The organism is Microbacterium aurantiacum (genome assembly GCF_031625015.1).
Classification (GTDB): Bacteria; Actinomycetota; Actinomycetes; order Actinomycetales; family Microbacteriaceae; genus Microbacterium; species Microbacterium aurantiacum.
This window is the reverse complement of record NZ_JAHWXH010000002.1, coordinates 431,666-450,375: the sequence shown is the minus strand read 5'-3', so window position 1 is coordinate 450,375 and position 18,710 is coordinate 431,666. Positions and strand designations below refer to the sequence as shown.

Sequence of the window (18,710 nt, the reverse complement as noted above, 5' to 3'; positions counted from 1 at the left end):
GCGGCCCGGTCTTCGGACCGGGCCGCCGTCGTCTTCGGCACCACGACATCGTCCGACGCAAATCCCGTCGCGTGTCGCCGCCACAGGTTAGGCTCGGAGCATCGCCCGGATCTGACCGGATACGACTGGAGGAGCCTGATGGCACGCATCGGTGAGAGCGCCGACCTCTTCAAATGCTCCTTCTGCGGCAAGAGCCAGAAGCAGGTGCAGCAGCTGATCGCCGGTCCCGGCGTCTACATCTGCGACGAGTGCGTCGAGCTGTGCAACGAGATCATCGAAGAGCGCATGGCGGAGTCTTCGGACGGGGAGGTCGCGGATTTCGATCTGCCGAAGCCCCGCGAGATCTTCTCCTTCCTCGAGGAGTACGTGATCGGTCAACGCGACGCGAAGCGTGCGCTGTCGGTGGCCGTCTACAACCACTACAAGCGCGTCCGCGCGCGCGGCACGATCCAGTCGGCCGAACAGCGCGCCGACGAGATCGAGATCGCGAAGAGCAACATCCTGCTGCTCGGCCCGACCGGGTGCGGCAAGACCTACCTCGCCCAGACGCTCGCGAAGCGGCTGAACGTCCCGTTCGCCGTGGCGGACGCGACCGCGCTCACCGAGGCCGGCTACGTCGGCGAGGACGTGGAGAACATCCTCCTCAAGCTCCTGCAGGCGGCGGACTTCGACACCAAGCGCGCCGAGACGGGGATCATCTACATCGACGAGGTCGACAAGATCGCGCGCAAAGCGGAGAACCCGTCGATCACCCGTGACGTGTCGGGGGAGGGCGTGCAGCAGGCCCTCCTGAAGATCCTCGAGGGTACTGTCGCCTCGGTGCCTCCGCAGGGCGGCCGCAAGCACCCCCACCAGGAGTTCATCCAGATCGACACGACCAACGTGCTCTTCATCGTCGCAGGAGCCTTCGCGGGGCTCGAGGAGATCATCTCCTCCCGCGTGGGGAAGCACGGCGTCGGGTTCGGCGCTCCTCTGCACAGCAAGGGCGATGACCTCGACCTCTTCAGCGAGGTGCTGCCCGAGGATCTGCACAAGTTCGGGCTCATCCCGGAGTTCATCGGTCGCCTTCCTGTCGTCGCATCCGTTTCGCCCCTCGACCGCGAGGCGCTGATGGAGATCCTCACGGAACCGAAGAACGCCCTGGTGAAGCAGTACCAGCGGATGTTCGAACTCGACGATGTGACCTTGGAGTTCGACACCGGCGCTCTCGAGGCCATCGCCGAGCTCGCCGTCGCACGGAAGACCGGCGCGCGTGGTCTGCGGGCGATCCTCGAGGACGTGCTCGGCCCGATCATGTTCGAGATCCCCTCGACCGACGACGTCGACAAGGTCGTGGTCACCCGCGCTTCCGTCGAGGAGGGCGCGGCACCCACCTTCGTCCTCCGCGAGAAGCGCAAGAGCGCCTGACACTGTCGGAAGTCGGGGTTGCCGCGCCGGTATGGGCATGATCCGTTACGACACCGCCAGCACGTTCACCGGCTACATCGCCGACGAAACTCACTCTCTCGACTGGCTTTTCGCCGTGCCGGGGGGCGAGGAACCCGATCCGAGCCTGATTCCCGAGGCAGCCGTGTTGGTGATGGGCTCGACGACCTACACGTGGGTCCTCGAGCACACCGGTGCGCGGAACGACCCGCACTCCTGGCTGGCCGAGTTCGGCGACAAGGCGGTGTTCGTGTTCACCACCCGGGATCTCGACGCTCCGGAGGGCGCCGACGTGCGCTTCGTCTCCGGCACGGTGCGCGACGTCCTTCCCGCTCTCCGCGCCGCCGCGGGGGACGGGGACATCTGGATCGTCGGCGGTGGCGATCTCGCGGGGCAGTTCTACGATGCCGACGCCCTCGACGAGATCGCCGTGTCGATCGCGCCCGCCGCCCTCGCATCCGGCGCCGCCCTCTTCCCGCGGCGGGTCGGCGCCGACCGCCTCACGCTCATCGAGGCGCGGGCGGTCGGCGCGTTCGCGCGGGTGCGCTTCAGGGTCGCGCCGGGGTCCTGACACCTGCCATCAGCCGGTCAGGCCACGACGCTCCAGGAGCGGAACGATCTCGGCATCCCGTCCTCGGAAGTCGCGATACGCCTCGAGCGGATCCTTCGATCCCCCGACACCCAGCAACCGCTCCCGGAATCGCTCGCCGTTCGCACGCGTCAGGCCGCCGTTCTCCCGAAACCACTCCACGGTGTCCGCGTCGAGGACCTCGCTCCAGATGTACGAGTAGTAGCCGGCGCTGTAGCCGCCGGAGAAGACATGGGCGAAGTACGTCGAGGAGTATCGGGTGGGAACCGCGGGATCGTCGAGCCCGATGTCCGCCAAGGCGGCGGCTTCGAACGCCTCGACGTCGTCGATCTCCTCCGCCTGCACCGCCGACAGGGAGTGCCACGCCTGATCGAGCCAGGACGCGGCGAGGTACTCGCTGGTCGCGAAACCCTGGTTGAACTGTTCGCTGGCCGCGAGGCGCTCGACGACGTCCGACGCGAGCGCCTCGCCCGTGTCGACGTGCTTCGCGTACGAGGCCAGGATCTCCGGCCACGAGATCCACATCTCGTTGACCTGACTGGGGAACTCCACGAAGTCGCGGAAGACGTTCGTTCCGGCGAAATGGGGGTACGTCACGGTCGCGAACAGCCCATGGAGCGCGTGCCCGAATTCGTGGAAGAGCGTCGTGACCTCGTCGAAGCTGAGGAGAGTCGGCCGGCCGGCGCCCGGTCGGACGACGTTGAGGTTGTTCACCACCACCGGTGCAGTTCCGCGCAGGCCCGACTGATCGACGATCGAGTTCATCCACGCGCCTCCGCGCTTGGTGTCCCGCGTGTAGAGGTCGAGCACGAAGAGACCGAGAGCCGAACCGTCCTCGTTGAAGACTTCGAAGACGCGCACATCCGGGTGGTACGCGGGGATGTCCGCTCTTTCGGTGAAGCTCACGCCGTACAGCTGCGTCGCGGCGAAGAACACGCCGTCTCGGAGCACCCGTTCGGCCTCGAACCACGGCCGCAGCGCCGCGCGATCGAGGTCATAGGTCGCCGCCCGGACGCGCTCCGCGTAGTACGCCCAATCGTGGGCGGCCAGTCGGAACGGCGCGGCCTCGGTGTCGATGATCGCCTGAAGTGCGAGCGCCTCCTTGCGGGCGTTCCGCGCGGCGGGTCCGGCGAGCTCGCGGAGGCGGGCGTGGACCGCCTCGGGCGAGCCGGCGGTCTCATCCGCGGTGATGTACGCCGCGTGCGAGGCGTATCCGAGCAGCTCGGCCCGTCGCGCGCGGAGGCGGGCGATCTCCAGAACGACGGGACGGTTGTCCCACGCGTTGTCGCGGCGCCCTCGGGCGCGGGAGGCCTCCATGATGCGACGCCGGCTCTCACGATCCGTCAACGAGGACAGGTACGGATGCCCGGTGAAGAGAGTGAGCGTCACCACGAACGCGCCGGAGAGCCCCCGCTCCTCGGCGGCACGGGATGCGGCAGACAGCTCGCCGTCCGTGAGGCCGTCCAACTGCTCCGCCGAGTCGAAGACGACCGCGAGGTCGTTCGTGTCCGAAAGGAGATTCTTCTCGAATGTGTTGCTGAGCGTCGACAGGCGCGCGTTGAGCTCGGTCAACGCCTCCTTCTCCGCGGCATCCAGTGACGCACCCGCGTGCGTCATCTCCCGGTAGTGGCGCTCGACGAGATAGCGCTGCTCCGGGTCGAGGCTCATGTGATCCAGGCCCGCGTGCAGCGTGGAGATCCGACCGTAGAGAGCCGCATCGAGCTGGATCGCGTCCTGGTGAGCAGACATCAAGGGCGCGAGTTCCGCCTCCACGTCCTGGATCGCGGAAGTCGCATCGGCCGAGGAGACCGTATAGAAGGCGCGTGCGACATCCCCCAGGAGCCTTCCGCTGCGCTCCAGCGGGATCATCGTGTTCTCGAACGTCGGCATCGACCACACCCGGGTGATGGCGTCGATCTCGGCGCGATGCTGCGCGAACGCGGCATGGAACGCCGGCAGATAATGCTCCGGATCGATGGCGGGGTAGTCGGGCATCGCATACGGATGGGGGGAGGGCTGGAGGAGGGGGTTGTCGGTCGACACCATGCGCTCCACCCTAGGTCTCCGACGACCGATCACCAAGGACCGTTTGCAAACGTAGTGTTGCAAAGATTCGTTTGTACCTTTACGCTCGACCCATGGACATCTCGGATCACGACGACGCGGCCCGCAGTGCGGCGCGCCACGAGCAGGACCGCGTCCTGGACACCAGCGCCCTGCGGGCCCTCGCGCACCCCCTGCGGGTTCGGATGTACGACATCCTGAGCCAGTACGGCCCGCAGACCTCGTCTTCACTCGCCGCCCGACTGGGCGAGTCCAGCGGCTCCATGAGCTACCACCTGAGGGCGCTCGCCAAGCACGATCTCATTCGCGAGATCCCGGACCGCGGTACCGTTCGGGAACGATGGTGGGAACGCCCACCCGGGGGCGTCACTCTGGGCCCCGTCGAGGCCGCGGGCACACCCGCGGGTCGAGCGGCCGCGCAACTCGTCACGCACGAGGTCATGCGCAACCGGAATCAGCAGCTCGCGGACTTCCTCACCAGCGGCATCCATGAGGAGGACGAGACGTGGCGGGATACCGCACTCGTCTCCACCGCTACGACCCGCATGACGCCGGCCCAGACCGCGCTCCTGCGCGGACGCATCATGGCGCTCATCGACGATGCCGTGGACACGTACCGCGATCAGACCGGCGACGATGTGCGTCCGGTGACCATCCGCGCGGACATCTTCCCGCTCCCCGACCTCGGAGGCGACGCATGACCACTCTCACCGCACCGCACCGCATCCCCGGCCTCTCGCTACCGGACCGGGCGCTCCTCGACGTGGCCCGACGGCTGGAGGCCTACGTCGCACGTCGCGCACATCGCGACCGCGAGGGCGCGCGCGAGGCCGCCGAAGCGGCATACGCCGAGCTCCGGGCAGCCGCCCGGGCGTCGGGCGCGCTCGGGCTCCTCCCGCGCTGAGCAGTCGCTCAGGCGAAGTCGTCCTCGTCATCGTGCCGCACGACCGCGGTGCCGTCGTCGTCCAGCTCGACGATGACTCCGGTGTCGAGCTCCGCGATCGGACGCCCCTCCAGCCACGTCAGCGTCCAGCGAGGGCGAGGCTGACCGAGGTCATCGACGGGCAGGAGCGCGTCGACCCCCTGGATGCCGTCGCGCAATGCCGCCGGCACCGCCTGGGGCGGCTCGTCTCCGGATGTCCAGCGCGTACCGACCTGCATCTCACACCTCCGTCTGAACGAGCTCGATGCCGACCACGGCAGTCGCCTCGCCCTCGATGAACTCGATATCCTCGATGCGTCCGACCGCCTTGAGGTCGCCTTCCGCCGACGCGAGCGCCCGCAGCGCAGCCGGTGCGCCCGCGATGACCGCCCGCCGAACAGGGGTCTTCTGCGAGGCCTTCGCCTCGGTCTTCGCACGACGGATGCCGACGAGCGCCTCCCCGACGGCGGAGAGCACCGCGGGGTCACCGGCGACGCCGGACTCCACCGGCCAGGCCGCACGGTGCACGGAGCCTTCGTTGAACCACGACCAGGCTTCCTCCGCCGCGAACGCCAGGACCGGCGCGAACAGACGCAGGAGCGTCGAGAGTGCGGTGCGCAGGGCGGCGACCGCCGACGCCTGTCCGGGGTGGCCGGCGTCGTACGCGCGCTCCTTCACGACCTCGAGGTAGTCGTCGCAGAACGTCCAGAAGAACGCCTCCGTGACCTCCAGCGCCCGCGCGTGATCGTACGCCTCGAACGCGCGGGTCGCCTCGCGGACCACCTCGTCCAGCGTCGCGAGCATCGAGACGTCGATCGGCTCGGTCGCGATTCCGCCTTCGTCCGTCGGGAACGACAGGACGAACTTCGCCGCGTTCAGGACCTTGATGGCGAGCCGGCGACCGATCTTCACCTGCGTCGGGTTCTGCGGATCGAAGGCCGCATCGGCGCCGAGCCGGCTGGACGCCGCCCAGTAGCGCACGGCATCCGTTCCGTGCTGGTCCAGGATGTCGGCCGGGGTGACGACGTTGCCCTTCGACTTCGACATCTTCTTGCGGTCCGGGTCCACGATGAACCCCGAGATCGCGGCATCCGACCAGGGAGCACGATCGTCCTCCAGGGCGCTGCGGAGCATCGTCGAGAACAGCCAGGTCCGGATGATGTCCTGACCCTGCGGGCGGAGATCGAAGGGGGCCACGGTCTCCCAGAGCTCGGGGTCGCGCTCCCATCCACCGGCCAGCTGCGGGGTGAGAGACGAGGTCGCCCAGGTGTCGAAGATGTCGCGTTCCGCGTCGAACCCGCCGGGCACGCCGCGCTGATCCGCGGAGTATCCGGACGGAACGTCGATCGTCGGGTCGATCGGCAGGTCCGCCACGTCCGGGACGAGCACCCGCGCGTAGTCGCGCTCGCCGGCGTCGTCGAGGGCGTACCAGACCGGGATCGGCACACCGAAGAAGCGCTGACGGGACACCAGCCAGTCACCGGTCAGACCGTTGGTCCAGTTCTCGTAGCGCACCCGCATGAAGTCCGGGTGCCAGGACATCCCCGCGCCGAGGGCGATGAGCTTCTCGCGCAGCTCCGCGTCGCGCGCCCCGTTGCGGAGGTACCACTGACGCGTGGAGACGATCTCGAGTGGACGGTCGCCCTTTTCGAAGAATTTCACCGGGTGCGAGAACGGCGCCGACACGGCGCGCAGCTCACCGCTGTCCTGCAGCAGCTCCACGATCCGCTTCTTCGCGCTGAACACCGTCTTCCCAGCGAGCTCGGCGTACGCCGCCAGGCCCGTCTCGGAGACGATCGCATCCGGTGCATCGGCGATCACGCGACCGTCGGCTCCGAGGATGGTGCGGTTGGGAAGATCCAGCTCCCGCCACCAGATGATGTCGGTGACGTCGCCGAAGGTGCAGATCATCGCGATGCCCGAGCCCTTGTCGATCTGGGCCAGCGGGTGGGCGAGCACCGGCACCTCGACGTCGAACAGCGGTGTGCGCACGGTGGTCCCGAAGTACGGCGCGTACCGTTCGTCTTCGGGGTTGGCCACGAGGGCGACGCACGCCGGGAGCAGCTCCGGCCGGGTGGTCTCGATCTCGATGTCGCCCGAGCCGTCGCTCTTGGCGAACGCGATGCGGTGATACGAGGCCTGCTGGTCGCGGTCCTCCAGCTCGGCCTGCGCGATGGCGGAGCGGAAGTCGATGTCCCACAGCGTCGGGGCGAGAGCCTGGTACGCCTCGCCCCGCTCGAGGTTGCGCAGGAACGCGAGCTGGCTCGTGCGGATCGTGTCGTCGGAGATGGTCCGGTAGGTCTGCGTCCAGTCGACCGAGAGGCCCAGCTGACGGAAGAGGTCCTCGAAGGTCTTCTCATCCTCGACGGTGAGTCGCTCGCACAGCTCGATGAAGTTCCGGCGGCTGATCGGGACCTGGTCCGCGGCACGGCTGGACTTGTTGTCCCCGCCCTCGAAGGGCGGGGTGAAATCGGGGGTGTACGGAAGCGAGGGATCGCAGCGCACCCCGTAGTAGTTCTGCACGCGGCGTTCGGTGGGCAGACCGTTGTCGTCCCAGCCCATGGGGTAGAACACCGTCTTGCCGCGCATCCGCTCGAATCGGGCCTTCAGGTCGGTGTGGGTGAAGGAGAAGACGTGACCGATGTGCAGGGATCCGGATGCCGTCGGTGGTGGGGTGTCGATCGAATAGACGCCATCCCGACCCGAGGCGACCGCGGCCGCGCGATCGAAGAGGTAGGTTCCGGCATCCGACCAGGTCCGGTCCCATTTGGACTCGAGGCCTTCCAGGGCGGGCTTGTCGGGGATCTGCGCTTCGGCCATGGTGCTCCTCGAGCGATATGTGCGGCACTGTGTGAGCGTGCCTGAGTGTGGGACGCCCCCGATTCTACGGGAGCACAATGGTCGACATGCCGCGCTTCCCGCCTCTCCCGCCGGACTTCCGCCTGCGGACGCCACGCGTCGTCCTGCGCCCTCTGGAAGAGGGGGATGCCGATGCCCTCCACGCCGTTCTGGGCGATCCCGTCGCGATGACCGCGTACGAGGGCGCCTTCACCCCTGCCGAGACACGGGAGTGGATCCGGCGGCAGCGCGAGAGGTACCTTCGCGACGGAGCGGGACTGTGGGCGCTCATCTCCCGTGAGACCGGTGAGGTCCTCGGCGATGCCGGGATCACCCGGCAGCGCATCGAGGACGACGAGGTGTGGGAGGTCGGCTACCACCTCGTCCGGAGCGCGTGGGGGCGCGGACTCGCCGCGGAGGGTGCCGCACGGGCGGTGGACTGGGCGTTCGGGCACGACGGGGTGGAGAGTGTCCACGCCAAAGTCCGCGACACGAATCTGCGGTCGATGAACGTCGCGATCCGCCTGGGGATGACCGTGCGTCGTCGATTCGAGGTCGTCTACCGCGGCGTCCGCATGCCGCACCTGGACTTCGCGGTCTCCCGCGCCGAACGGTCGGCCGCGCAGGGACGGCACCGGACGCACTAGAATCGGTCGTACAGACATCGATCCGGCCATCACCGGGGAGTCTTCGGAAGAACAGGGCGAGAGCCCCCAGTAGAACCGAACGGGGCAGGCCCGTCACAGCCGCAGTGAAAGTGGGTGGGTGTTCCCGCCAAGGCAGGGTGGTACCGCGGCTCGCGAGGGTCGTCCCGGCGTGATCCGTCCGTCCGGCTGCGAGAGTGCGATGACCTACCCACAGAATTCCGACGAACCCGTCGTCCCCAGCCCGCGCCTGCCCGAGATCGAGGCCGACACCCTCGCCTTCTGGCGGAGCGACGACACCTTCCGCGCCTCGATCGCCGCGCGGGAGGGCGCTCCGGAATGGGTGTTCTACGACGGCCCTCCGTTCGCCAACGGTCTCCCGCACTACGGCCACCTGCTCACCGGCTACGCCAAAGACCTCTTCCCCCGCTTCCAGACCATGCGCGGCAAGCGGGTGGACCGGGTCTTCGGCTGGGACACCCACGGTCTTCCGGCCGAGCTCGAAGCGATGAAGCAGCTCGGCATCACGGAGAAGAGCGAGATCGAGCAGATGGGGATCGCGACCTTCAACGCGAAGGCGCGCGACTCGGTGCTGGCCTACACGCGCGAGTGGGAGGACTACGTCACCCGACAGGCCCGCTGGGTGGATTTCGAGCGCGGCTACAAGACGCTGGACACCGGGTACATGGAGTCCGTGCTCTGGGCGTTCAAGAGCCTGTACGACAAGGGACTGGCGTACGAGGGTTACCGTGTCCTCCCGTACTGCTGGCGCGATGAGACCCCGCTCTCCAGCCATGAGCTGCGCATGGACGACGACGTCTACAAGACCCGCCAGGATCCCTCCGTGACGGTGACGTTCCCCCTCGTCGGCGCGAAGGCCGAAGCCCTCGGGCTCACCGCGGTGCGCGCACTCGCCTGGACCACGACCCCGTGGACCCTGCCGACCAACCTCGCTCTGGCCGTCGGCCCGGACATCGTCTACGCGGTGGTGCCCGGAGGACCGCTCGGCGCCGCCGACGTCCACCGAGACGCCGCCGGGCACCCCGATGAGGCGATCGAGGCGACGGCGCACGAGTACCTGCTCGCCGAAGACCTGCTCGCCGGGTACGCGAAGGATCTGGGGTACGAGACCGCCGAGGAGGCGCGCGCCGCCGTCACCCGCACCGTCCTCGGCGCCGACCTCGACGGCGTGTCGTACGACCGCCTGTTCGACTACTACGCGGATGCCGAGACCTGGGGCACCGGTTCGGCATGGCGGATCCTCGTCGACGACTACGTCACCACGACCGACGGCACCGGCATCGTCCATCAGGCACCCGCGTACGGCGAAGACGACCAACGGGTGGCCGAGGCCGCCGGCATCCCCACGATCCTCTCCCTCGACGACGGCGGACGCTTCCTCCCCGCCGTGGAGGATGTGGCGGGCCAGCTCTGGATGGACGCCAACCGCCCGCTCATCCGGCTCCTCCGCGACGCCGGCCGCCTCCTGCGCGAGGCCAGCTACGAGCACTCCTACCCTCACTGCTGGCGCTGCCGGAACCCCCTGATCTACAAGGCCGTGTCCAGCTGGTTCGTCCGGGTCACCGAGATCAAGGACCGCCTGCTGGAGGTCAACGAGCAGATCACGTGGGCTCCCGAGAACGTCAAGCACGGGCAGTTCGGTAAGTGGCTCGAAGGTGCGCGGGACTGGTCCATCAGCCGCAACCGCTATTGGGGGTCGCCGATCCCGATCTGGAAGAGCGACGACCCGGCTTATCCGCGCGTCGACGCCTACGGGTCGCTGGAGGAGCTCGAACGCGACTTCGGAGACCTGCCTCGGAACGAGGCCGGCGAGGTCGACCTCCACCGCCCGTACATCGACGCGTTGACGCGGCCCAACCCCGACGACCCCACGGGCCGGTCTCGCATGCGCCGGATCGAGGACGTCTTCGACGTCTGGTTCGACTCGGGTTCGATGCCCTACGCCCAGGTGCACTACCCGTTCGAGAACCGCGACTGGTTCGACGAGCATTCACCCGCCGACTTCATCGTGGAGTACATCGGCCAGACGCGGGGATGGTTCTACGTCATGCATGTGCTCTCGGTGGCACTGTTCGACAGGCCGGCGTTCACGGGTGTCAGCTGCCACGGCATCGTGCTGGGCAGCGACGGGCAGAAGATGTCGAAGTCGCTGCGCAACTACCCCGACGTGTCGGAGGTGTTCGACCGTGACGGCTCCGATGCCATGCGGTGGTTCCTGATGTCGAGCTCCGTCCTGCGCGGAGGCAACCTCGTCGTGACCGAGGAGGGGATCCGCGCCGGTGTCCGGGAGTTCCTCCTGCCCCTGTGGAACGCGTGGTACTTCTTCGCCACATACGCCAACGCCGCCGGGGGCGCGGACGGCTCGGGCTACACCGCGACATGGCGGACGGACTCGACCGACGTGCTCGACCGGTACATCCTGGCCCTCACCGGCGATCTCGTCACCGCGGTCGCCGCCGACCTCGACGCCCTGGATTCCACCAGTGCCGCTGAGAAGCTCCGCGACTTCACCGAGGCCCTCACCAACTGGTACATCCGCCGCTCCCGCGATCGGTTCTGGGAAGGCGTGGGGGAGGACCCGACCAGTCGCGACGCGTTCGACACCCTGTACACGGTGCTCGAGACCGTCACACGCGTCGCGGCGCCCCTCATCCCACTGATCGCCGAGCGCATCTGGCAGGGTCTCACGGGCGGGCGGAGCGTCCACCTCCAGGACTGGCCGGATGCCGCCGCGTTCGCCCCGGCATCCGACATCCGTCGTGCGATGGATGCCGTCCGCGATGTCTCGCGGGTGGCCAACGCCCTGCGGAAGAAGGAGGGCAAGCGGGTGCGGCTGCCCCTGCCGCGCCTGACCGTCGTCCTCCCCGACGCGGCCGCGCTCGCGCAGTTCGAGGCGATCATCCGCGACGAGCTGAACGTGAAGACCGTCGCACTCGCCGACCTCACCGACGGCACCGCGGGGGAGTACGGCATCACCCATCGCCTCTCCGTCAACGCACGCGCGGCCGGACCGCGTCTCGGGAAGAACGTCCAGCAGGTGATCCGCGCCGCGAAGGCCGGCGACTGGACCGAGGACGACGGCGTCGTCACGGCCGGGGGGATCCGACTGGAGCCGACGGAGTACGACCTCGTCCTCGAGACCACGGGACGACCCGAGGGCGAGGCGCTGGCGCTCCTGCCCGGCGGAGGCTTCGTGCTCCTGGACACCACGACGACGCCCGGGCTGGAGGCGGAGGGACTCGCCCGCGATGTCATCCGCGCCATCCAGGACACACGCAAGGCGGCCGGCTTCGACGTCAGCGATCGCATCCGCCTCGCGCTGGTCTTCCGCGATGCCGAGGACGGCGCCGCGGTCGAGAGCGCCTTCGTGTCCGCCGACATCGCGGGCGAAACCCTCGCGGTCGCGCACTCGGTGTCGATCGCGGGGCGCGACGAGCTCGCGTGGACCGCGACCGAGCCGAGCCCCGACTCCGCGCCGGCCTTCTCGACCGAGGTCGCGGCCGGCACGTACGCCAACCGAGGCGGCTTCCTCGTCTCGGTGACCCGAGTGGAGAACGTCCGATGAGTGAACGCGCCCGCGCCGACGAGGTCTACGCCGAACTGCTGACGCGCCAAGGCGAGCAGTGGGTGGAACCGCGCATCGAGCGCACGCGACGTCTGCTGGAGTATCTCGACGATCCGCAGCGCACGTATCGGGTGATCCACATCACGGGCACCAACGGCAAGACCTCGACCGCGCGCCTCATCGAGAGCCTGCTGCGGAGCCTGGGATTGCGAACGGGTCTGTTCACCAGCCCGCACCTCATCCGGTTCACCGAGCGCATCGTGGTGGACGGAGAACCGATCGCCGACGCCGCCGTCGTGGCGGCCTGGGACGAGATCGCACCGTTCGTGGCTCTCGTGGACGCGCAGCTGGCGGAGGCCGGCGACGCCCCGCTCACGTTCTTCGAGCTGCTCACCGTCCTCGCCTTCGTCGCCTTCTCCGACGCGCCCGTGGACGTCGCCGTGGTCGAGGTCGGTATGGGTGGCGCGTGGGACTCCACCAACACCGCGGACGGCGATGTGGCGGTCTTCACCCCGGTGGGTCTGGACCACACAGACCGTCTCGGGGAAACCCTGGTCGAGATCGCGTCGGTGAAGTCCGGCATCATCAAGCCGGACGCCGTCGTGGTGTCGGCCCGCCAGGATCCCGACGTCGCGGCGGTTCTGCGCGACGCCGCCGCGCAGACCCCCGCACGCATCGCCTTCGAGGGCAGCGACTTCGGTCTCGCCGAGCAGAAGCTCGCCGTCGGCGGCCAGCTGCTGACGGTGCGCGGGTTGGCGGGCGAGTACCCCGAGCTCTATCTGCCGTTGCACGGCGCCCACCAGGGACAGAATGCGGCGCTCGCCGTCGCGGCCGTCGAGGCCCTGGTCGGCGGCGGCAGCCGAGAACTGTCCGCAGACGCGATCCTCGAGGCCTGGGCGGAGGTGTCCTCCCCGGGTCGACTGCACCTCGCCGGCATCGACCCGACGGTCCTCGTCGACGCCGCCCACAACCCGCACGGAGCGGCGGCGCTGGCTGCGGCCCTGCGCCAGTCCTTCGACTTCCCGGAGTGGGGTGTCGTGCTGGGCGTCCTCGACGGCAAGGACGTGGACGGCATCGTCGACGCCCTCGCGCCCGTCGCCGCACACGTCTTCGCGACCGCGCCGTCGTCGGATCGCGCCTCCGACGAGGACACCGTGGCGGACGCGGCGGAGCGGCGGGGGCTCGCGGTCACCGTGCATCGTGATCTCGACGACGCCGCCACCGCCGCACGGGAGTGGGCGGCATCCGCCGCCGGGCGCGCCGTGGTCGTCGCGGGTTCGGTCGTCCTGGCCGGGGAAGCGCTGGCGTTGGCCGACGCGCAGTCGTGGAAGGGTGCCGCCGATGGCGCGTGAGCGGGAGCCGCGGATGCGGCGGGCTCGGGGAGCGCAGGAATCGCTCGCCTCGATCGTGCTGTCCTTCGAGGCGGTGATCGCCTTCCTCGGCGGCCTGACGATCTACGGACTCAGGGCGCTTCCCGAGCCGATCCCGGCATGGTGGGGCATCGTCGCCGGTGTCGTCGTCGCCGCGCTGATGATCGTCACCGCTCGACTGGTGCGCCACCGGTGGGGGATCGGACTCGGGTGGGCGCTGCAGGTGCTCGTGGCCCTGGGTGCGTTCCTGGTGCCGGCGCTGGCGCTGGTCGCGCTCATTTTCGGCGGCATGTACGCGTATGCGACGATCAAGGGAGGCGCGCTGGACCGACGCAACGCACGGCTCGCCGCCACTCACGACGAAGACGGAACACAGGAGAACACTGAGCGATGACCACCGAAGAGACCCTCGTCCTCATCAAGCCGGACGGTGTCGCCCGCGGCCTCACCGGCGCGATCCTCGCCCGCATCGAGGCGAAGGGCTACGCCCTCGTCGACATCCGTCTCGTCGAACCCGATCGCGCGCGACTTGAGCGCCACTACGCCGAGCACGAGGGCAAGCCCTTCTACGAGCCGCTGCTCGAGTTCATGATGTCCGGCCCGTCGGTCGCGATCCGTCTCGCCGGAAACCGCGTCATCGAGGGCTTCCGATCGCTCGCGGGCACAACCGACCCCACCACGGCCGCTCCCGGGACGATCCGCGGCGACTTCGGACGGGACTGGGGCCTCAAAGTGCAGCAGAACCTCGTCCACGGATCGGACAGCCCCGAATCGGCCGCGCGGGAGCTCGGCATCTGGTTCGCCTGAGCGGGATCAGCCGAAGAGGGTCTGCAGGATGTTGGGGATGGCGTCCATCTCCACCTGCGCCAGCAGAAGGATCACGGCGTAGCTGACGATCGCGGCGAGCGGGATCCACGCGCCGAGTCCTCGGGCCGTGCGCCGCGTGCGCGCAGACACCGGGATCACGCCACCGGCGAACAGATGCAGGATCACGGCGTAGAACGTGGGGATGGTGACGGCCCACGTGACCATGCACCAGGGGCAGAGGGTGTTCAGCTCGTAGATGCTCTGACCGATGAGCCAGATCACGAATCCGAACGCGAACGCCATTCCGCCGGCGAACGCGATCCAGAACCAGCGCGCGAACCGCGCGCCGGCGAGGAGCGCGGCGCCGACGACGATCGGTGCGATCCATCCGCTGAGGCCGAGCAGCGGGTTGGGGAAACCGAAGACGCTGCCCTGCCAGGAGTCGAGGTTCGCCGTGCACTGGACCAGGACGCTGAAGTCGCAGGACGCGGCTTCTCCCGGATTGGTGAGGGCGCGTAGCTTCTCCAGGGTGAGCTGGAACGCCGCCCACCAGCCGATCGCACCCGCGAGGATCAGCCAGATCGCGAGGACCGTGGGACGTGAGCGCGCAGTGTCGGACATTCGGGGATTATTTCACCGCGTGCCGGATGTCCCCTCCCGGCGGGCCGTGAGAATGCCCTGCTCTCCTTGCGGCGCTGCCGACCCGCCCGCGCCGCGTGTGGGCAATCGAGACGGGATAGTGCGATAATGGCTCCCGATGCACCACGGCCGCGCCGTGACGTACATCACCGAAGACTTCAAGGGCGACGAACGCCCTTCGCAACGGCAGGTCCCGCCGCGACAGCCGGGATCCCGTTGTAGACCGAGTGAGTTCGCGGCACCGCAGGTGCGGCACCGCACGAGATTTCGCCGGGCGACGCGCGGTGTCGCCCCGCTGGGAGTACGGCAGCGATGGCCGATGGCACATACGACGAGACCGACAACAGTTCCGAGACGGAGAGCGCAGCCCCCGCGGCATCCGAAGACGTGACGTCCTCGACGCCCGCGGTAACCGACGAGGTCGACCCGACCACGTCGGATGTCAGCGCCGAGACCGCTGTGTCCGACGGCGACGCGCCGTCCGACGGCGACGCGTCGGCAACCGTCGACGCGTCCGCGGAAGCTGCCGACGCGGTGGCAGAGCCGGCCGAGCCCGAGCAACCCGAGACCGAGCAGCCCGCGGCGGAGCCGAGCGGCCCGCCGACCGCGGTCAGCCTCGGGCTCCTCCCCGAGACGTTCGTCTCCGCCGTCAGCACGCAGCTGCACTTCTACGCCCCGGCCGTCGCGCCGTTGCCCGCCCTGCCGGACGATGAGCCCGAGCCCGACGAGCCGCGCTCGTCCAACCGCCGTCGCAGCCGCCGACGCGGCGGTGCCGACGGCGCGGACGACCGGGTGTCCGCCCCGCCCGCACGCCAGCGTCCGGTCGAGGTCATCACCGAGCCGCAGCGCATCAAGGGGTCCACCCGGCTGGAGGCGAAGAAGCAGCGCCGCCGCGACGGCCGCGAAGCCGGCCGTCGTCGCGCCGTCGTCACGGAGGCGGAGTTCCTGGCGCGCCGCGAGGCGGTCGACCGCGAGATGATCGTCCGGTCCAAGAGCGGCCGGATCCAGATCGCCGTCCTCGAGGACAACGTCCTCGTCGAGCACTACGTCGCGCGCAACCAGGATGCCTCCCTGATCGGCAACGTGTACCTGGGGCGCGTGCAGAACGTGCTCCCCAGCATGGAGGCGGCCTTCGTCGACATCGGCCGCGGGCGCAACGCCGTGCTGTATTCCGGCGAGGTGGACTGGGACGCGGTCGAGACGGGCAATCAGCCCCGTCGCATCGAATTGGCACTGAAGTCCGGCGACCGCGTGCTCGTCCAGGTCACCAAGGATCCCGTCGGGCACAAGGGCGCCCGCCTCACCAGCCAGATCTCGCTGCCGGGCCGCTATCTCGTCTACGTCCCCGGCGGTGCCATGAACGGCATCTCGCGCAAACTCCCCGACACGGAGCGCGCGCGACTGAAGAAGATCCTCAAAGAGGTGCTGCCCGAATCGTCGGGCGTCATCGTGCGCACGGCGGCCGAAGGCGCCACCGAGGATCAGCTCACCCGCGACGTCCAGCGCCTCACCACGCAGTGGGAGCACATCAGCAGCCAGGTGCAGTCGATCTCGGCCCCGGCACTTCTGCACTCCGAACCCGACCTGCTCGTCAAGATCGTGCGCGACGTCTTCAACGAGGACTTCACCCGCATGCTCATCCAGGGCGACGAGGCGCTGCAGACCATCAGCCGGTACCTCGAGTCGGTCGCCCCGGATCTGCTGGAGCGTGTCGTCGCCTACGAGGGGAACGACGACCCGTTCGACGAGTTCCGCGTGACGGAGCAGATCGAGAAGGCATTGGACCGCAAGGTGTGGCTTCCCTCGGGAGGCTCGCTCGTCATCGACCGCACCGAGGCCATGACCGTCGTCGACGTCAACACCGGCAAGTTCGTCGGTTCGGGCGGCAACCTCGAAGAGACGGTGACCAAGAACAACCTCGAGGCCGCCGAGGAGATCGTCCGTCAGCTCCGGCTGCGCGACATCGGAGGGATCATCGTCGTCGACTTCATCGACATGGTCCTGGAGTCGAACCGCGATCTGGTCCTCCGACGGCTTGTGGAATGCCTCAGCCGGGATCGCACCAAGCACCAGGTCGCCGAGGTGACGTCTCTGGGCCTCGTCCAGATGACCCGCAAGAAGCTCGGCCTGGGTCTCCTGGAGACCTTCAGCGAGGCCTGCGACGTCTGCGCCGGGCGTGGCGTGATCGTGCATCACGATCCCGTCGTCAAGCACCGCACGGGCCCCTCGAACGGCACGTCGTCGAATCGCCGCTCCCGCGGAGGCAACGGCTCCGCGTCGAACGGCGCCGCCGCCTCGTCGTCGCAGGGCACGCACGTGATCACGGAGGGCGTCAAGTCGGCGCTGGCCCAGATCGCCGCATCCACGATCCACCACCCGGAGGAGGAGGTCGCGATCCGCGAGCCCGCCGGGTCCGACGCCACCGAGCCCGAGGCGCCCCGCGTCGACGCCCCGGCGGAGCGCCCGAAGAAGGCTCGGAAGAAGCGGTCCGACTCCGGCGGCGCACCCAAGACCGAGAAGGATCTGCTCCTGGACTCCGTGCTGAGCGCGCTCCCGGAGCCCAAGGCGCCCGGCCAGGGACGCGGGCGCCGTCGTGTCACCACTGCGGCGCTCACGGGCACGCCGGTCGTCCACGACCCCTCAGCCGGCACGGGGGCGTCGAGCTAGAGTCCGCGCCGCTGGCGCGCCGTCACTCTCAGACCCGAGGCGATGAGGCGGCGCACCAGCTCGCGTCCGCCGACGTGTTCCGCGCCGGCGTCGACGAGGCGATGATGGGCTTCGGCCGGGACGTCGTAGTGGTCCCGGTCGAAGCCTCGCCGGGGGATGCCGTTGCGGGCGGCGAACGCGTGCAGCTCCTCCAGGTCGGTGTCACTGACCAGGTGCGCCCACAGCCGACCGTGCGCGGGCCACATCGGCTCATCGATCAGGATCGCCATGGCCAGATCGTATCGAGCAGGATGCGGAGAGACCTCGCCGGCGACACGCGGGCACCGGCTTTTGCGGCTGGGCGCGGCATCCGGTAACCTAGACCCTTGGTGCGTCCCGGTCCGTCTTCACCGTCGGTCGAAAAGAGCTTTGCTTCCGCATCAGTGACTTCCCAGTCTCATAAAGACAACCGGAGCCGAGCGCTCCCAAGACGAAACAGGTGTGAAGTGGTTTACGCAGTTGTGCGCGCCGGCGGCCGGCAGGAAAAGGTCGAAGTGGGCACCATCGTCGTGCTCGACCGTCAGGCCGCCTCGATCGGCGACAAGATCCAGTTGCCCGCTGTGCTGCTCGTCGACGGTGACACCGTCACGACCGACGCCGACAAGCTCGCGAAGGTGTCCGTCACGGCCGAGGTTCTCCGCGAAGAGCGCGGCCCGAAGATCGTGATCCAGAAGTTCAAGAACAAGACCGGTTACAAGAAGCGCCAGGGGCACCGTCAGGACCTCACGCGCGTCAAGATCACCGGCATCAAGTAACCGCGAGGAGACGCAGAGATGGCACACAAAAAGGGCGCAAGCTCTACCCGTAACGGTCGCGACTCCAACGCACAGCGCCTGGGCGTGAAGCGCTTCGGCGGTCAGGTCGTCAGCGCCGGCGAGATCCTCGTCCGCCAGCGCGGAACCCACTTCCACCCCGGCGCGAACGTCGGACGCGGCGGCGACGACACACTGTTCGCCCTCTCGGCCGGTGCGGTCGAGTTCGGCAACAAGGGCGGCCGCAAGGTCGTCAACATCGTCGCAGCCGCGGAGTGATCCGAGGTTCCACGAACCACATCGGCGAGGGGCGGGCTTCGGCTCGCCCCTCGCTTTTTCCGTACAGACAGCGGCTCGGGCTCGAGCGC

Annotated in this window: 17 protein-coding genes; 12 read left to right on the top strand and 5 right to left on the bottom strand. The window is 68.8% G+C overall.

Annotated elements, in window-relative coordinates; all coding sequences use genetic code 11:
• The first annotated feature begins 138 nt into the window (after positions 1–138).
• Complete coding sequence (gene clpX / locus KZC50_RS11770; RefSeq protein ID WP_301135388.1) at positions 139–1,407, top strand: ATP-dependent Clp protease ATP-binding subunit ClpX; 1,269 nt, start codon at positions 139–141, stop codon at positions 1,405–1,407.
• Between the two features lie 37 nt (positions 1,408–1,444).
• Positions 1,445–1,996, top strand: a complete 552-nt coding sequence (locus KZC50_RS11765) for a dihydrofolate reductase family protein (protein ID WP_310891798.1) — start codon at positions 1,445–1,447, stop codon at positions 1,994–1,996.
• A gap of 9 nt (positions 1,997–2,005) precedes the next feature.
• On the opposite strand, the gene KZC50_RS11760 is transcribed toward KZC50_RS11765, so the two are convergent.
• A complete protein-coding gene (locus KZC50_RS11760) occupies positions 2,006–4,060 on the bottom strand; it encodes a M3 family metallopeptidase (RefSeq protein WP_310891797.1) in 2,055 nt (684 codons plus the stop codon).
• Between the two features lie 92 nt (positions 4,061–4,152).
• On the opposite strand from KZC50_RS11760, the gene KZC50_RS11755 reads away from it, so the two are divergent.
• Entirely contained in the window at positions 4,153–4,779 is a 627-nt protein-coding gene (locus tag KZC50_RS11755) for a helix-turn-helix domain-containing protein (RefSeq protein ID WP_310891796.1), read from the top strand.
• Positions 4,776–4,982 (top strand): hypothetical protein, encoded by a 207-nt coding sequence (locus KZC50_RS11750; protein ID WP_236968732.1) that lies wholly within the window; start codon positions 4,776–4,778, stop codon positions 4,980–4,982. The genes KZC50_RS11755 and KZC50_RS11750 overlap by 4 nt, the downstream gene beginning before the upstream one ends.
• Before the next feature lie 8 nt (positions 4,983–4,990).
• Here KZC50_RS11750 and KZC50_RS11745 read toward each other — a convergent pair whose 3' ends face one another.
• Together KZC50_RS11745 and valS are read right to left on the bottom strand one after the other, a co-directional pair.
• A complete protein-coding gene (locus tag KZC50_RS11745) occupies positions 4,991–5,239 on the bottom strand; it encodes a hypothetical protein (RefSeq protein WP_301135380.1) in 249 nt (82 codons plus the stop codon).
• A 1-nt stretch (position 5,240) separates the two neighbouring features.
• Positions 5,241–7,820, bottom strand: coding sequence for a valine--tRNA ligase (valS, locus tag KZC50_RS11740; RefSeq protein WP_301135378.1), 2,580 nt, complete (start codon positions 7,818–7,820; stop codon positions 5,241–5,243).
• Positions 7,821–7,906: 86 nt separating this feature from the next.
• Between valS and KZC50_RS11735 the strand changes: the two genes are divergently transcribed.
• The 5 genes from KZC50_RS11735 (at position 7,907) to ndk (ending at position 14,245) form a co-directional block, all read left to right on the top strand.
• Positions 7,907–8,485: a GNAT family N-acetyltransferase gene (locus KZC50_RS11735; RefSeq protein ID WP_310891795.1), complete on the top strand. Its 579-nt coding sequence runs from the start codon at positions 7,907–7,909 to the stop codon at positions 8,483–8,485.
• A 199-nt stretch (positions 8,486–8,684) separates the two neighbouring features.
• Complete coding sequence (ileS, locus tag KZC50_RS11730) at positions 8,685–12,068, top strand: isoleucine--tRNA ligase (RefSeq protein ID WP_310891794.1); 3,384 nt, start codon at positions 8,685–8,687, stop codon at positions 12,066–12,068.
• On the top strand, positions 12,065–13,420 hold the full coding sequence (locus KZC50_RS11725; RefSeq protein WP_310891793.1) for a bifunctional folylpolyglutamate synthase/dihydrofolate synthase: 1,356 nt from the start codon (positions 12,065–12,067) through the stop codon (positions 13,418–13,420). The genes ileS and KZC50_RS11725 overlap by 4 nt, the downstream gene beginning before the upstream one ends.
• A complete protein-coding gene (locus tag KZC50_RS11720; RefSeq protein WP_053548274.1) occupies positions 13,410–13,832 on the top strand; it encodes a DUF4233 domain-containing protein in 423 nt (140 codons plus the stop codon). The genes KZC50_RS11725 and KZC50_RS11720 overlap by 11 nt, the downstream gene beginning before the upstream one ends.
• Positions 13,829–14,245, top strand: coding sequence for a nucleoside-diphosphate kinase (ndk, locus tag KZC50_RS11715; RefSeq protein ID WP_310891792.1), 417 nt, complete (start codon positions 13,829–13,831; stop codon positions 14,243–14,245). The genes KZC50_RS11720 and ndk overlap by 4 nt, the downstream gene beginning before the upstream one ends.
• Positions 14,246–14,251: 6 nt before the next feature.
• On the opposite strand, the gene KZC50_RS11710 is transcribed toward ndk, so the two are convergent.
• Positions 14,252–14,866 carry a vitamin K epoxide reductase family protein gene (locus tag KZC50_RS11710; protein ID WP_310891791.1) on the bottom strand — a complete coding sequence of 205 codons (615 nt, stop codon included), beginning with the start codon at positions 14,864–14,866 and terminating at the stop codon, positions 14,252–14,254.
• A 330-nt stretch (positions 14,867–15,196) separates the two neighbouring features.
• Between KZC50_RS11710 and KZC50_RS11705 the strand changes: the two genes are divergently transcribed.
• A complete protein-coding gene (locus KZC50_RS11705; RefSeq protein ID WP_310891790.1) occupies positions 15,197–17,551 on the top strand; it encodes an Rne/Rng family ribonuclease in 2,355 nt (784 codons plus the stop codon).
• On the opposite strand, the gene KZC50_RS11700 is transcribed toward KZC50_RS11705, so the two are convergent.
• A complete protein-coding gene (locus KZC50_RS11700) occupies positions 17,548–17,820 on the bottom strand; it encodes a DUF4031 domain-containing protein (protein ID WP_301135365.1) in 273 nt (90 codons plus the stop codon). The two genes, KZC50_RS11705 and KZC50_RS11700, sit on opposite strands and share 4 nt — an antisense overlap.
• Positions 17,821–18,036: 216 nt before the next feature.
• On the opposite strand from KZC50_RS11700, the gene rplU reads away from it, so the two are divergent.
• Both rplU and rpmA read left to right on the top strand, forming a co-directional pair.
• Entirely contained in the window at positions 18,037–18,345 is a 309-nt protein-coding gene (gene rplU / locus KZC50_RS11695; protein WP_053548269.1) for a 50S ribosomal protein L21, read from the top strand.
• Positions 18,346–18,363: 18 nt separating this feature from the next.
• Positions 18,364–18,621, top strand: coding sequence for a 50S ribosomal protein L27 (gene rpmA / locus KZC50_RS11690; RefSeq protein WP_053548268.1), 258 nt, complete (start codon positions 18,364–18,366; stop codon positions 18,619–18,621).
• Positions 18,622–18,710: the final 89 nt, after the last annotated feature.